The sequence below is a fragment of the Streptomyces filipinensis genome, from assembly GCF_014649495.1.
In the GTDB taxonomy this organism is placed as follows: domain Bacteria; phylum Actinomycetota; class Actinomycetes; order Streptomycetales; family Streptomycetaceae; genus Streptomyces; species Streptomyces filipinensis.
On record NZ_BMTD01000015.1, the window covers coordinates 20,994 to 34,752 of the forward strand.

Annotated in this window: 14 protein-coding genes and 1 pseudogene; 9 read left to right on the forward strand and 6 right to left on the reverse strand. The window is 71.0% G+C overall.

The features are described 5' to 3' along the window. Nucleotides 1-78 precede the first annotated feature (78 nt). Entirely contained in the window at nucleotides 79-1,368 is a 1,290-nt protein-coding gene (locus IE244_RS28845; protein WP_229854382.1) for an MFS transporter, read from the reverse strand. A gap of 68 nt (nucleotides 1,369-1,436) precedes the next feature. Here IE244_RS28845 and IE244_RS28850 point away from each other — a divergent pair, with 68 nt between their 5' ends. After that, nucleotides 1,437-1,976 carry a MarR family winged helix-turn-helix transcriptional regulator gene (locus IE244_RS28850; protein ID WP_191876496.1) on the forward strand — a complete coding sequence of 180 codons (540 nt, stop codon included), beginning with the start codon at nucleotides 1,437-1,439 and terminating at the stop codon, nucleotides 1,974-1,976. 168 nt (nucleotides 1,977-2,144) lie between these two features. Here IE244_RS28850 and IE244_RS28855 read toward each other — a convergent pair whose 3' ends face one another. Next, the gene (locus IE244_RS28855) at nucleotides 2,145-3,869 is read right to left on the reverse strand and encodes a serine/threonine-protein kinase (RefSeq protein ID WP_191876497.1); all 1,725 of its coding nucleotides are present in this window, start codon (nucleotides 3,867-3,869) and stop codon (nucleotides 2,145-2,147) included. 966 nt (nucleotides 3,870-4,835) lie between these two features. Between IE244_RS28855 and ligA the strand changes: the two genes are divergently transcribed. Further along, complete coding sequence (gene ligA, locus IE244_RS28860) at nucleotides 4,836-6,923, forward strand: NAD-dependent DNA ligase LigA (protein WP_191876498.1); 2,088 nt, start codon at nucleotides 4,836-4,838, stop codon at nucleotides 6,921-6,923. A gap of 56 nt (nucleotides 6,924-6,979) precedes the next feature. On the opposite strand, the gene IE244_RS28865 is transcribed toward ligA, so the two are convergent. Next, the gene (locus IE244_RS28865; RefSeq protein ID WP_191876499.1) at nucleotides 6,980-7,159 is read right to left on the reverse strand and encodes a hypothetical protein; all 180 of its coding nucleotides are present in this window, start codon (nucleotides 7,157-7,159) and stop codon (nucleotides 6,980-6,982) included. Continuing rightward, on the reverse strand, nucleotides 7,156-7,461 hold the full coding sequence (locus IE244_RS28870) for a DUF6247 family protein (protein ID WP_191876500.1): 306 nt from the start codon (nucleotides 7,459-7,461) through the stop codon (nucleotides 7,156-7,158). The genes IE244_RS28865 and IE244_RS28870 overlap by 4 nt, the downstream gene beginning before the upstream one ends. A gap of 619 nt (nucleotides 7,462-8,080) precedes the next feature. Here IE244_RS28870 and IE244_RS42260 point away from each other — a divergent pair. The 3 genes from IE244_RS42260 to IE244_RS28880 all read left to right on the forward strand — a co-directional run bounded on the left by IE244_RS42260 (nucleotide 8,081) and on the right by IE244_RS28880 (nucleotide 8,797). Beyond that, the gene (locus tag IE244_RS42260; protein ID WP_229854411.1) at nucleotides 8,081-8,305 is read left to right on the forward strand and encodes a hypothetical protein; all 225 of its coding nucleotides are present in this window, start codon (nucleotides 8,081-8,083) and stop codon (nucleotides 8,303-8,305) included. Between the two features lie 29 nt (nucleotides 8,306-8,334). Continuing rightward, on the forward strand, nucleotides 8,335-8,577 hold the full coding sequence (locus tag IE244_RS42265) for an RICIN domain-containing protein (RefSeq protein WP_229854407.1): 243 nt from the start codon (nucleotides 8,335-8,337) through the stop codon (nucleotides 8,575-8,577). Between the two features lie 64 nt (nucleotides 8,578-8,641). Then, entirely contained in the window at nucleotides 8,642-8,797 is a 156-nt protein-coding gene (locus IE244_RS28880; protein WP_191876502.1) for an RICIN domain-containing protein, read from the forward strand. Between the two features lie 120 nt (nucleotides 8,798-8,917). Here the strand turns inward: IE244_RS28880 and IE244_RS28885 are convergent. Then, a pseudogene (locus IE244_RS28885) lies at nucleotides 8,918-9,048 on the reverse strand (transposase); the annotation flags it as partial. A gap of 190 nt (nucleotides 9,049-9,238) precedes the next feature. Here IE244_RS28885 and IE244_RS28890 point away from each other — a divergent pair. Together IE244_RS28890 and IE244_RS28895 are read left to right on the forward strand one after the other, a co-directional pair. After that, nucleotides 9,239-10,696 carry a competence protein CoiA family protein gene (locus IE244_RS28890; protein WP_229854383.1) on the forward strand — a complete coding sequence of 486 codons (1,458 nt, stop codon included), beginning with the start codon at nucleotides 9,239-9,241 and terminating at the stop codon, nucleotides 10,694-10,696. Between the two features lie 191 nt (nucleotides 10,697-10,887). Then, nucleotides 10,888-11,097 carry a hypothetical protein gene (locus IE244_RS28895; protein ID WP_191876503.1) on the forward strand — a complete coding sequence of 70 codons (210 nt, stop codon included), beginning with the start codon at nucleotides 10,888-10,890 and terminating at the stop codon, nucleotides 11,095-11,097. 159 nt (nucleotides 11,098-11,256) lie between these two features. On the opposite strand, the gene IE244_RS28900 is transcribed toward IE244_RS28895, so the two are convergent. Then, entirely contained in the window at nucleotides 11,257-12,150 is an 894-nt protein-coding gene (locus IE244_RS28900) for a LysR family transcriptional regulator (RefSeq protein ID WP_191876653.1), read from the reverse strand. A gap of 138 nt (nucleotides 12,151-12,288) precedes the next feature. Here IE244_RS28900 and IE244_RS28905 point away from each other — a divergent pair, with 138 nt between their 5' ends. Continuing rightward, nucleotides 12,289-13,107 carry an inositol monophosphatase family protein gene (locus IE244_RS28905; protein WP_191876504.1) on the forward strand — a complete coding sequence of 273 codons (819 nt, stop codon included), beginning with the start codon at nucleotides 12,289-12,291 and terminating at the stop codon, nucleotides 13,105-13,107. A gap of 41 nt (nucleotides 13,108-13,148) precedes the next feature. Further along, the gene (locus IE244_RS28910; protein WP_191876505.1) at nucleotides 13,149-13,745 is read left to right on the forward strand and encodes an NADPH-dependent F420 reductase; all 597 of its coding nucleotides are present in this window, start codon (nucleotides 13,149-13,151) and stop codon (nucleotides 13,743-13,745) included. The last annotated feature ends 14 nt before the right edge of the window (nucleotides 13,746-13,759 follow it).

Sequence of the window (13,759 nt, forward strand, 5' to 3'; positions counted from 1 at the left end):
TTGGTGCCCCGCGAGATGGGCACGACGACAGTCAGTCAGGCAACGGCACGGCCCGCCAACGGGTCTGCAATCCTCCGGCTACGTGCCGTCCGCTGCCGTGGAGCCAGCCTCCGGCTGACCACCGCCCGCCGCGGCCACAGGTTCGCGCCTGGCATCGCCCTGGGACGTGACCGGCTCCGGGTGCTCCCACGCTTCGGGCAGCAGCAGCACGGCCAGGTTCGCCGCTGCCACGAGCACCGCGCCTGCCAGCAGCGGTACCGAGGTGCCGAGCAGGGTGGCAACTGGAACGGCCACGGCTAGGCCCAACGGGCGGGCGGCAAACGAGATCAGCGCGTCGAAGGAGCCTACGCGCCCGAGCACCTCCTGCGGGATGCGGTGCTGGATGGCGGTCTCCCACAGCGGGCTGAGCACCCCTAGCCCGAACATCGCCAGGAAGTACGCAGACGCCGCCCAGGGCAGCGCCAGTTCCAACCCGAAGGCCGCCAGCGGCAGCGCGAAGACGGCCGCGCCCACGGCCACGCCGACCAGCGGCCGGCGTATCGGCAGCCGTCCTGCGGCAAAAGCACCGACCAGCATGCCGACGGTCCCCAACTGGGCTACCAGTACCCACGCGCCGTCACCGCCCATGCTCCGCACAGCGATCAGCGGTCCGAGGGTGAGCAGGAAGCCAGCCGCCAGATGCCATACTCCGTGGCCCAGCACATTGGTGAGGAACCAGCGGTGGCGCCGCGTCTCGGTCCAGCCCTCGCGCAACTGCGCCCGGAACCCCGAGCCGCCGCCGGCCGGCCTGGCGGCCCGGCGGGTGTGCAGGCCGCCCAGGGTGGTTGCAGAGCCGATGAAGAGCGCGCCGGTCAATAGCGAGGACCAGCCGGCGCCGAGCATCAGCATCATGCCGCCCGCCGTAGCAGGGCCGGCGGACTGGGCCAGGCCGGTGGCGACGTCCAGCCGCGAGTTCAGCCGCAGCCGCTGGTCGGCGTCGACGGTCGCCGCGACCAGGGTGCGGACCGCTGGGGTGCCGAAGGCGACCGCGGCGCCGGTGACCGCAGCGAGCACGGCGAGGTCTGGCACCCGGACCAGGCCGCAGAGCAGCTCTGCGCCGATCGCGGTCTGCGCCGCGCCTCTGAGCAGATCGGCGGCGAGCACGACCCGCTGGGGCGGGAAGCGGTCCGCCAGCACACCAGCGAAAGGCAGCAGCACCAGCATGGGCAGCAGTTCGCAAGCCAGCACCAGGCCCAGATCCCCCGCCGAACCCGTCGAGCCTGCGGCGTGTCCTCGAAGCAGCGCGAGCGTGAGCGTGGTGGGTATCAGCGCGGTGGCCAGCGCCGCGCAGGTACGGCCGACCAGCAGTCGGCGCATGGGGTGCGTCATGCGCGCATAGTATTTCGCCAGCTAATCATCTGGCAACGAAATATAAGCTGGCGTAGCATACTGAGTGCATGGACACCGAGAGTCCGGGCCGGGAGCGGCCCGCAGAGGGGGACGACTCCGTCGACGTGCACCTCGCACGCTGGCGCGGCAAAGCCCCGTTCGACGCGCGGGTGGAGGGGATCATCACCCGCATACAGCTCCTGGCCAAGCATGTCGGCCAAGCCAAAGACCGCGCCTTGGCCGAGGTTGGCCTGCAGGAGTTCGAGTTCGCCACGCTGCACCGGCTCGGCGCGCGCGAGGCCCCGGGGCGGGCCACCCCCTCTGAGCTGGCGGCTGAACTCATGCTCTCCCCTGCTGGTATGACGGGCCGTCTGGACACCTTGGAACAGTCAGGGCTGGTGCGGCGTGTGCGAAGCAGTCAGGACCGACGCCGCGTGGACGTGGAGCTCACCGAGGCGGGGCGCACCCGCTGGCTGGCCGCGATGGAACTGCGCGGGCAGGCGGAGGACTCGATGGTCGCCCCGCTCGACCCGGCAGAGCAGGATGCGCTCAGCGCCCTGCTCAAGCGGATGCTGATCCAGGCGGAGGCGGACAGCCGCCAGCGGTGAACCCCGAGTCGACGGTTTGCTTCTCGCCGTCAGGTCTCGGTATCTCGCTGGCCGCCGTCGCGGCCACCCAAGGACATTCCTGTTCGACCGACGCCCCGCAAGATCGGATTGTGAGGGGCTGGTCGGGGCAGGCGGCGGCCTTGGTCTCCAAGAGTAGGGCGGCGTTGGTCAGTCCTGGGCCGGCATCACCCGGGTTACCTTGCCCTTCAGGTCGGCGTTCAGGTAGCCGGTGACGTGGTCGTCGGCGAGATAGACGGCCAGCCCCAGCGGAGTGCTGAACGTGCTGTCGGCTGGGCGGACCAGGACGTAGCGCATGGTCGGCCGCTTCACGTTCAGTTCCTTTTCCGCCCGTTTCAGCAGGGCGGGAAGGACGTCCCAGTCGAAGTTGTCCAGGCTGAACGGGTGTTCGCCGCCGATGAGGGAGCTGCTGATGATGCCCTTCTCGACGCCCTGGCCCGATCGGTAGGTGTAGCTGTCGTACTTGGTGTCGCTGCCCTTGACCATGATTTCCGCGGACACGTAGTCCGGATAGACGGTGAAGTCGCACGCCCGGTCCGTGCCGGTCGCGGCCTTGATCTCCTTCACCGCCGTCCGGATGCCGTCCGGGGTGAGCAGGTCGGTCTTCGCATCGGCCTGCGGCGCCGACGCCGAACGGGACGCTCTCGGCGGTGTGGGAGTGGGGTCCGTCGTTCTGGTCGAGGACGAGCCGGGTGAATTGGCGGTCCATCCCCCGTCCTTGTCGCCTTCCTGCGGTAGCAGAGTCCACACCAGTACTCCTGCCACCACGGTCCCCACGACGGACGAGGCGATCGCGATCCGGCTCTTCGTACGATTGGCCGGCCGCGGCGGCGTCGGCCGCGTGGGGCCCACCGGGTAGGGGGCCGACGGCCCCATGAGGCCGGGCACGGCGTCGTGCGGCGATGACGGTCCGAAGCCCGTCTGCGGTCCGAACCCGGCCGGTGCGGAGGATGTGGGTGTCGGCCCCGGCGGAGGTGCCAGCCGGTACGAGGTGGCCCCGCCCGCCCCGTGCGGAGCACTCGGAGCCGTATCCCTGCCTTCGGCCGCTTCCGCGAGCATCCGGTCAGCGGTCTCCGCGTCAGCCCGGCCAGCCGGGTCCTTGACGAGCACTGCGTTCAGGAAGCCAGTCAGCACTCCGGCCTGGAGGGGCGGCGGAAGCTCCTCGCTCAGAAGGGCCGCCAGCGTCGCGAGCGTGGTTCCCCTGCGCAGCGGATGATGCCCCTCGACTGCGACATACAGCATCATCGCCAGCGACCACAGGTCGGAGCCCGGCCCGCCCTCGCCGCCGGAGATACGCTCGGGCGCCATGTAATCGGGCGTGCCGATGACGGACCCGGTCGCGGTCAGGGCGGTCGACTCCCTGATGGCCGCGATACCGAAGTCGGTGAGGACGGGACGTCCGTCGAGCCTCATCAGAACGTTCGCGGGTTTCACGTCCCGGTGCTGGATGCCCACCTCGTGCGCGGCGCGCAGCGCGGCCAGCACCTCGCGGCCGAGCCGGGCGGCCTCGACAGGCGGCATCGGCCCCTTCCCGAGCCGGTCCTGGAGCGATCCGCCAGTCACCAACTCCATGACGAGCCACGGGTAGGTGTGCTCCCCGCCGTCCACCACGTGGTGGATGGTCACCACATTCGGGTGGTCGACACGGGCGAGTGCCCGTGCCTCGCGCAGTACCCGGGCTCTGAGCATCGCCGCGCCCTGCGGGTCGTATTCGGCCAGACCCGGATCGGGCGGCCGTACCTCCTTGAGCGCCACGGCCCGGTCCAGGACCAGATCGCGCGCTCGCCATACCACGCCCATGCCGCCGCCACCGAGCCGCGCCTCCAGCTCGAAGCGCCCGTCTATGACCCGTCTGCCGGATTCCCCGTCGCTCATGGCCGGGAGCCTACGAGATACCAGTGACACGGCCTCGCGCAGGTGGCTCCGACACCTCCGGGCCGGTGCGTGCCGGCGACCCGGCCGCTCTGGATGCCTTCCAGGGCAAGGAGCTGCAGACGTTCACGGCCAGCACCCGATCATCGTCCGACCTGGCTCTGCCTGATGTGCCGCTGCCCGAGGTCGACCGGATCGGAGGACCCGGCAACTCGATTCGGTCGCGCCGAAGAGCTCGTTGCTGTGCTCCAGCGCCGGGCCGCGGACCAGCGAGTGGAAGAGAGCGGCGGCCCGGTGATGCGGCCGCGGGTGCACGGGTCCATCCAGGACGCGGAAGGCGTGCCGTGCACGGGCTGCTTCCAGCGCTCCCCAGTGCGTGACGTCCGGGTCGCCCAGCTGTGTGCGGGCGATCTCCATGAGCCATGGAAGATCTACTGAGGTCCGCTGCGTCGCTGCCCGCCTTACGCCGCGCACGCGGCGGTACCGGGCTGCGGGCCGAATCGGCTGGCGAATTCCTCGCGCACTCCGGGCGTGGCGAGGAAGAGGGCGCTGCCCTCGAGGAACCGTGCCTGTCGAGCTCCTGGGCCAGGACGCGTCCGGCGTACACCGCCGGGTCCTCGTGCCGCTCGTGCGCCTCGCGCTCCAGCCGCGCCCACTGCTCGTCATCGAGCTCTACGCGAAGTTCCCTGGCCATGCCCTCCCCGGTAGCGGGGCTTGGTCCCTGTCGGGAAGGAATTGGCGGGTGAGCTCCGTCGAGGGGCGCCGTCGGCGCCGACCATCGCCAGGCGGTCCCAGTCCTGGGCGCGCAGTTGCGCCCGGTATTCGTGGCTGGTCTCCTGCACGTGCGGCGGGGCGCCACCGGTGGCGTGCGGCTAGGGGCTGCGCGGCCTCCGCCCCCGTCTTCTTCGCGGTCGTTCTTCCGTTCCGCTGCATCGGGCGATGTCAGTGGTGGCAGGCAGGATGACGGACATGACAACACCTGCTGCTGTGATCATGGATGCCGCCGCTTACGCGCAGGCGGTCGAGGACGCGGTGAAGGCGTCGGCCGCCTACTACGCGGGTGGGACGTCAGCCTTGGACGATGACGCCTACGACCGGCTCGTGCGAGGCATCGCCGCGTGGGAGGCCGAACATCCTGACCAGGTGCTGCCCGACTCCCCGACGGGGAAGGTCGCCGGCGGCGCCGTGGAAGGTGACGTCCCGCACACGGTGGCGATGCTGAGTCTGGACAACGTGTTCTCGCCGGAGGAGTTCACCGCCTGGACCGCATCCCTGGCCCGGCGCATCGGCCACGACGTCGAGCGGTTCAGTGTCGAGCCGAAGCTCGACGGGCTCGCGGTCGCCGCCCGTTACGCCGGCGGTCGTCTGAGACAGCTGATCACACGGGGGGACGGGACGGCCGGGGAGGACGTCTCGCACGCGATCGGCACCATCGAGGGCCTGCCGGAGACACTCGCCGAGCCGGTCACCGTGGAAATCCGCGGCGAAGTCCTGATGACGACCGCTCAGTTCGAGCACGCCAACGAGGTGCGCACCGCGCACGGCGGACAGCCGTTCGCCAACCCGCGCGGCGCCGCGGCGGGCACCCTGCGCGCCAAGGAGCGCGCCTACACCGTGCCGATGACGTTCTTCGGCTACGGCCTACTGCCCCGGCCCAGCACCGAGACGTCGCTCGCCGCGCGGCTGGGCGAACTCGCGCACAGCGACCTCATGGTCCTGACCGCCGCATACGGGGTGAACACCACCGCCACCACCGCGGTACCCGGCATCACCGCCGACACCGTCGAGCAGGTGCTGGCCCGTGTGCAGGAGATCGCCGCCCTGCGGGCCGAGCTGCCCTTCGGGATCGACGGGATCGTCATCAAGGCTGATCTGGCCGCCGACCAGCAGACGGCAGGATCCGGCTCGCGCGCTCCGCGCTGGGCGATCGCCTACAAGCTGCCGGCCGTCGAGAAGATCACCCGGCTGCTCGAGGTGGAGTGGAACGTCGGCCGCACCGGCATCATCGCCCCGCGTGCCGTCCTGGAACCGGTCGAGATCGACGGCGCCACCATCACGTATGCCACCCTCCACAACCCGGCCGACATCACCCGCCGAGACCTGCGCCTGGGCGACCACGTCATGGTCCACCGGGCCGGCGACGTCATTCCCCGCATCGAAGCCCCCGTCGCCCACCTGCGCACCGGCGACGAACAGCCCATCGCCTTCCCCGGGGCATGTCCGCGCTGCGGGGCCGGCATCGACACCAGCGAGCAGCGCTGGCGCTGTGAGAACGGACGCAACTGCCACCTGGTGGCCGCCCTGTCCTACGCGGCCGGCCGCGACCAGCTCGACATCGAGGGCCTCGGCCACACCCGCGTCGTCCAGCTCGTCGACGCCGGACTCGTCGCCGATCTCGCCGACCTGTTCGCCCTCACCCGCGAGCAGCTCCTGGGCCTGGAGCGGATGGGTGCAACCAGCACCGACAACCTCCTCGCCGCCATCGCCGCGGCCAAGGGCCAGCCGCTGTCGCGGGTGCTGTGCGCGCTCGGGGTCCGCGGCACCGGCCGCTCCATGTCCCGCCGTATCGCCCGGCACTTCGCCACCATGGACCACATCCGCGCTGCGGACGCGGAATCGATGCAGCAGGTCGAGGGCATCGGCACCGAGAAGGCCCCCTCGATCGTCTCCGAGCTCGCCGAACTTGCCCCGCTGATCGACAAACTCACCGCCGCGGGGGTGAACATGACGGAACCCGGCGCCACCCCACCTACGTCGTCCGACGGTAACGCCGGCGACTACGACGAGGACGCTGAGCATGCGGCTGGACCGCTGGACGGGATGACCGTGGTCGTCACTGGCGCGATGACCGGCCCCCTGGAGAAGCTCAGCCGTAACCAGATGAACGAACTCATCGAACAAGCCGGCGGCCGCTCCTCCTCCAGCGTGTCCAAGAAGACCACCCTGGTGGTCGCCGGCGACAACGCCGGGTCCAAGCGCACCAAAGCCGAAGACCTCGGCATCCGCCTCGCCACCCCTGACGAGTTCGCCGCGCTCGTCGCCGACTACCTGAACTGACACTGCCGCGAGCGGCCGACAACACGATGGGCGCGGGGGCGAGGAAGTCGAGATCGTCACGCCCCCGCACCCGCTGCGCGCAGCAAGGCGATCCAGCAGTGTTGCGGGAAGCCCCAGGGGTTCGCGGCCGCGGCGTCCAGGACGTCCCAGGCCATCTGTTCCGCGTGTTCGGGCAGGACGTCGAGCGCCTTCGCGGCCGGCAGGGAGAGCCGCACCGCGTACGGCTGTCCGCTCACCGGCGCCTGCTCCGGATCTCCTCCAGGTCCACGAAACCGGTCTCGTCCCGGCCGGAGGCGAGGAACGCGTCCACCGCCGGGGCGGAGGCGAGGCGGGCCTGCCAGACCTGTACGACCTCGTACAGCGAGGCGAGGGAGGAGGTGCGGCGGGACTCCTCGAGGGCGCAGGCCCACTCGTGTTCGTAGGCCGGCACCCAACGGTCCGCACGGTCGCCGGCCCGCAGTTGTGCGCGCAGTTCGGCCGACTCTCCCGGGGTGGGCGCGTAGGGGGTGACGGATGCGTGGTCGGGCTGCGCGCTCATCGGCACCTCCTGGCGGGCCCTGGCGCCACCTGTACAGGGCGGCGGAGGCGGCCGTGGCCGTCTTTCCGTCCCGGGCGGGCACCGGTCGACGCATGGGCGGATGGGTCAGGGCAGACGATGATGCCGAGGGCGGGCGAGGTGCGTCGCGGCGCGGACGGTCTCGCAGCGACAGACGACGTCTTCGTGCACGCGACCAGCGTCCTGCGTGTCGAGCGCTGCGTTGCCCCAGCCGGTCTGAGCCGAAGCTCAGGAGTTGTCACCAGCGGGACCGGCTGAGCTGGCGAACAGGGGCGGTCGAAGCCGCTGACGCCGGATGCGTCTGGCCGCATCAGTGCAGCTGGGAGGGCCTTTCGAACCGACGGACGTCGACGCGGGCAGGTCCGGCCCGGATCTGGGCGACGACTGGACGAGACGGTGGACGGTTTCCCGAGTCTCGGCGATCCAGCCGATCTCCGGGATCATCCAGGACTCCGACGGGGCCATGACCCCCGTCGACTGGACCAGCCGTCCCTGGAGGTACCCCCTTCCTCGCCCGGGTGCGGCTCGCCCCCCGGCCCCTCCCGGGCGAGGGGCGCGGCTGGTACGCCTACACCGCTCCCCCGAGCCGCTGGTAGAGCACGTGCCGGGACCGTCGGGCACGGGTGCCGAGCCCGGCCCGGTGGAGGATCCTCACAAGAAGCTGGCCGCCGTCGCGACCGCCGTGGCAGCCCTCACCGTCGGTGCCTCAGACGCGGCATCCGCCCAGGCCGCCGAGCCCGCCGCCCACCACGTGGCCTGGGAGCAGGGCCAGGCGCCCGGCGCCCGGGCGGGCTCACTCACCGCGGGCATCTACGTCCGGATCTAAGCCTGTACCGGACGACCCCGGGCCAGTGCCTGGACGCCGACGCCACCGCCGGCGGCAACGGCACCAAGGTCCAGGTGTGGGGGTGCAACGGCACCACCCAGCAGCAGTGGTACCACCCCTCCGGGGACCTGGCCATCTACAACGTCCGCTTCAACAACGGCAACAACACCGTGCTGGACCGCGACACCAACGTCCCCGGCAACGGCGCCCAGGCCCAGCTGTGGGGAAGGAACCTCCAGTCCCAGCAGTGGTGGGACATCCGGACCGCGTGACGCCTCCGACGCCGTCGGCGCCGGTGCCCGGTGAACAGCACGTCTCGACACGGAGGGAACACGCATGAAGTCGCTCAAGGACGGGGAGATCGTGGACCTCTGGAACTCCAACAGCCGGCATTGCCTGTCGGTCGGCGCCGGGAGCACGGCGGGCAGGGCCGGGATCATCCAGTGGTCCTGTTACGGCGGCGCCGAGCAGCGGTGGACGTCCTCCGCCTGACCGCCGACCGGGCGGCCACAGGCGGCCGTTGACCGACGTCTTTCGGCTTCTTCCTCACGAAGCCGTGAGCCGCCCCACCCGGGCCGCGCCCCTCGCCGTCCCCGGGGCGACGGGCGCGGCCCCGGCCTCCTGCCAGCGGCCGAGCCACCGCCAGCAAGTCTGGCCGGAGCCGAAGCCCAGCTCCAGCTGCTACCAGGTCATGCCGGTGTACGGCACGAACAGGAGCCCTGCAGGCACAGCCGGTCGTCCAGCGGACGCGGCGTGCTCCCCGCGCGTGCGGGGATGGTCCCTTCGCGGGAGCCCCACCCGGCAGATTACGTCCGTGCTGCCACCCCCGCCCCGCAGGACCCAGCGCCAGAGCCGGAGCCCGCCGCGGCCTGATGCAATGTCAGTGCCTCGCGCCACACTGGCCTCCTCGCCGATCAGCAGGGAGCCAGTGTGGTGTTCAGGGCCGTACACGCCGAGTGGGGAACCGTCTTCGCCCACCTGCCCGACCTCGGCTGCGAGCGAAGCTGGGAGGCGGTGTGGAAGACCCGGCCGCCCGCGCCGCTGGCCTGCGACGAGTGCGGCCACGCGATGTATGCGAAGACCTCCCGCACCGGCTTACGGTTCTTCGCCCACGCCCCTGGCGGGCCCACCTGCGCGCTCGCCTTGGAGTCGGTCGCCCACCACCTGTTGAAGCTGGAGCTGGCGAACGCCGCGCGGGACGCTGGCGCCCACGCCGAACTCGAAGCCCGCGGCCCCGACGGCACCTGGCGGGCGGACGTGCTGGCCACCGACCCCGCCGGTACCTGGGCAACGGCGCTCGAAGCACAGCTCGCCCCGATCACCGACGCCGACATCGCCGCCCGCACCGAGAAGATGCGCGCCGACGGCGTCACCTCGATCTGGTTCAGCGACCGGCCCCGCCCACCCTGGCTCGGCACCGTCCCCTCTGTACGTCTGGAACGGCACGAGGGCGCCCAGCACCTGACCGTCGCCGAGGGCCTGGTGAAGTTCGTCGGAGGCGACTGGAGAGCCGTCCCGGTCTCCCTCGCCCAGTTCCTCACCTGGGTGTTCGCCCGCCGGATCGTCACGCACACCCCGCGCACGCCCCTGCGGTACCCGCACCGGTCGCTCCCCACGGTGTGGACGGCGCCGCAGTACATAACGGCCGAGACCGCGCACCTGGAGGAAGAGGAGCGGCAGCGGCGCGTCCGGGAAGCCCGTCTGGCCGCGCTACAACGGGAGAAGGACAGGAAGCGCGAGAAGATCCGTGCCAGGAACAAGGTCACCCAGGCCAAAGCCCTGGCTGAGGCCACCGCCGCTGAACAGGCCGCCCGCACTCAACCGCCCGGCAGGCTCTGGCAGGTGGCCCGCGTCTTCCGCCTCGGCGTCGACCAGGCCCTGGATAAGCTCGCCGCCGAACACGGCGTCATCGCGAGTGTGGGGTTCAGCACCGGCGATCCCCGGTATGCCGGCGGTGTCCCCCTCGTTGACGAGCACGGCGTTCCGGCCGCAGTCTTCGACCCTGACCCCGGGCGTGTACGCGGGGAGGCGTTCCTGCTGCTGAGCGGGCTCCTGCTGATCTTCCCCAGCAAGGCCGACCAGCGCCGGTTCGAGAACGCGTCGAACATCAAGAAGAAGCATCGGCCGATCGACGGCTACCGCACCGAATTCGTCGAGACATCCGTGGCCGGGGCCGCCCGCGCCTGGGGAGTCGGCTCCTGCACCTGTGCCACTCCGCGGCTCGTCGCGAAGATGCAGAACGCGGAGTACCCGGCCGAGCCGAGCGAGCAGATGGGGCCGGCCGCCGCGCTCTTCCGAGCCCAGTGCAGGACGTGTGGCGGCAGGTACGAGAAACCCTGGCGCCGGACCGGCAGCACACCCATCAACCAGACCCGCCGCCTGGAAACGTGAAAACCTGCCCAGTCAGCTACTGGCGGGTCGCTCTCCCCGCGGGTGCGGGAATGGCCCCCAGCGCACCAGCTCGACGACGGCCGCCGCGCGGTGCTCCCTGCTAGCGGGGATGGTTCCCACTGCGTCTTCGTCGCGATCAGCACGATGGCGTGCTCCCCGCGCATGCGGGGCTGCTCCCCCCTGCTGCCGGCTTGGTCGACGCATGCGGGGCGATGGTCCCGCTCCACTACGGCGCCCCGAAGACAGCGGCCCACCTCGCCGAACAGGCCCGCCACGCCACCGTGCACCGGCCGACCGCAGGCCTGGTCCGCCCCCGAGCCCAGGACCTGTACGAAGTGGTCCCCGCCCAGCACCACCACGAACGCGCCGTGCGCGACTTTCGGGAGGTCCTGGCTGCTTGACTCGACGCCGCTGGCACGAGGCAGCCGAAGCCCTGCACAGGTTCTACCGCCGGGGCTGGTGATCTGATGCGGGTCGGCACGGCGGCCGGCCGTGCAGCATCAAGGTGGTCGCGCGGACGGATGGGTGAAGCGGCCGGACGGCGCCGCCTACGACGCTCCTCACATGGCGAGCGCGGTTCGTGCCAGCCCGCGCAGCCAGGCGTGGGCGCGGTCGGTGTCGTAGCGCTGATGCCACGACAGGTATATCGGTGCCGAAGGCAGTTCGAGCGGGAGGGGGAGCACGACCAGGCCGAGGTCGGCGACCGCGGACCGCGTGGTGGCTTCGGGGACGCTGATCAGGAGATCGGAGCCGCGCGCGAACTCCAGCGCGGCCGCTTCCGTGGGCGCGGTCGCCACCACGCGGCGGGTGAGGCCGAGCCGCGCGAGGGCGTCGTCGAGGGCATTGCTGAGGTTTCCCCGTCGCGAGACGGTCACGTGCTCAGCGGCGGCGTACCGCTTTGCGGTGACGGTCCTGACACGGGTGAGGGGGTGCCCCTGCCTCACCACGATGACGAGGCGGGTCTCGCCCACCTTCTCGGCACGAATGTCCGGTGCGCTCGACCGGTTGGCGTTCGCCTCCAGGTCGACCTCGCCGCGCCGCAACCCGGGGGTGTCGATGCTCGATTCCGCGACGAAGCGCAATTGCACGCCCGGCGCCTGTCCGCGCACGGCCGCGAGCAACGCGGGGCCGCCCAAGGCGACCAGGGAATCGTGCCAGCGGAGTGTGAAAGTGCGCTCCAACGTTGCCAGATCGAGTTCACGGCTCGGTGCCAGCACCCCTTGGACCTGGTGCAGCAATTCGTGCACCTGTTCCCGGACGGCGATCGCGTACGGCGTCGGGGTCATCGTGCGGCCGGTGCGCACCAGGATCTGATCCCCGGTCGTACGCCGGATCCGGCCAAGACTCCGGCTCATCGCGGGGGCGGTGACGTGCAGGCGCGCCGCCGCCCCGGCCACACTTCCCTCCTCCAGCAGCGCGTCGAGCGCGGCGAGCAGGTTCAAATCCAATTGCATGTGAGTAATCCTAGCCGTGCTTGACATGCATTTGAAGTTAATGAAAGGGCTGCATACCGTTGAGACGAAGGCGCAGGACGGACCGCACAGTTCGGTCCGACCGACCTCGTCATCCCCCTCTTGGACGGGAGTACCACCATGTCCGAAACGCTTCAGACCACTGACGTCGCCGACTCCGACGCCGACGTGCTCGCCCAGACCGCGATCGCCGTGCGTGAGGCGGGTTCGGCGCTGCGCGAGCGCTTCGGCGAGGTGGTCCGCTACCAGACCCGCGAAGAGCTGATGCGCGCGCTCGCCGCCAACGACGAGTTGGCCCTCGACATCCTGCGTCCCCGCCTCACGCGCCTGCGCCCGGACGCCGGCTGGGTGGAGGACGAACTGGACGGCGGGGCCCTGCCGCCCGGCGAATGGTGGGTCGTGGATCCGGCCGAAGGCAACGTCAACCACCTGCACGCCCTGCCGGAGTGGGCGGTGACCGCCACCCTCGTGCGCGACAACCAGCCCGTGCTCACCGCGGTCCACCTGCCGTTGACCGGCGAGACCTACACCGCGCTCACCGGCGCGGGCGCCTACCTCGACGGCCGACCGCTGCGCGTCTCCCCGACCGCGGACCTCGGCCTGAGCATCGTGGCCACCAGCCAGGCCCGGCCGGACGAGGACGAGAAGGTCGTGCGACGCGTCGGCTCCTCGATCACCGCGATGCTCTTCGACGCGCTCGTCGTCCGCACCGCCGTGCCCGCGACCCTGCACCTGCTGAACGTGGCCGCCGGCCGGATCGACGCCTTCTGGCAGTTCGCCGGCGCCCGGGCGGACCTGCTCCCCGGGGCGCTACTCGTCACCGAGGCCGGCGGACAGATCTCCGACGCCGAGGGCCGCCCCTGGACCCCACAGAGCGAAAGCTTCCTGGCCGCCGCGCCCGGTATCCACGCCGAGGCCGTCGCCACCCTCTCCCGCTGACCGCGCACCACAACCCGCACCCACGGAAGGACCACATCATCATGACCGCGATCGCCGTTCTCGGAAACGGCCGCGTCGGCGGCAACCTGGCCACCGCCCTCACCCGGGCAGGGCATGAGGTGACCGTCGCGGACCGCACGCCGGGCGCCGCCGCCGACGCCGCCCGCACAGCCCGCATCGTCATCAACGCCACCCCGGGCGCCGGTTCGCTGGACCGGCTCGCAGCTCTGCGCGAGGAACTGCGCGACAAGATCCTCGTCGACGTCTCCAACGCCACCGTCGACGGACCGGACGGACTGCCCGCCGACCTGATCTACCCCGGCTCAAGCCTCGCCGAGCAACTCCAGGAAGCACTCCCCGAAACGCACGTCGTCAAGACACTCAACACCATGCTGTTCCCGGTGATGACCGCACCGGCCACGCTCCCCCAGCCACCGACCGCCTTCCTCTCCGGCGAAGACCCGCAGGCCAAGCAGACCGTCCGTGAACTGCTCACCGACCTCGGCTGGCACAAGGAATGGATCACTGATCTCGGCGGGATCCAGACCGCCCGCGCCACGGAGGCCGCGATACTGTTCGTACCGCACGTGATTCGGTCCAGCGGATTCGCGCCCTTCGCGATCTCGATCGCCCGCTGATCCGCACACAGTGC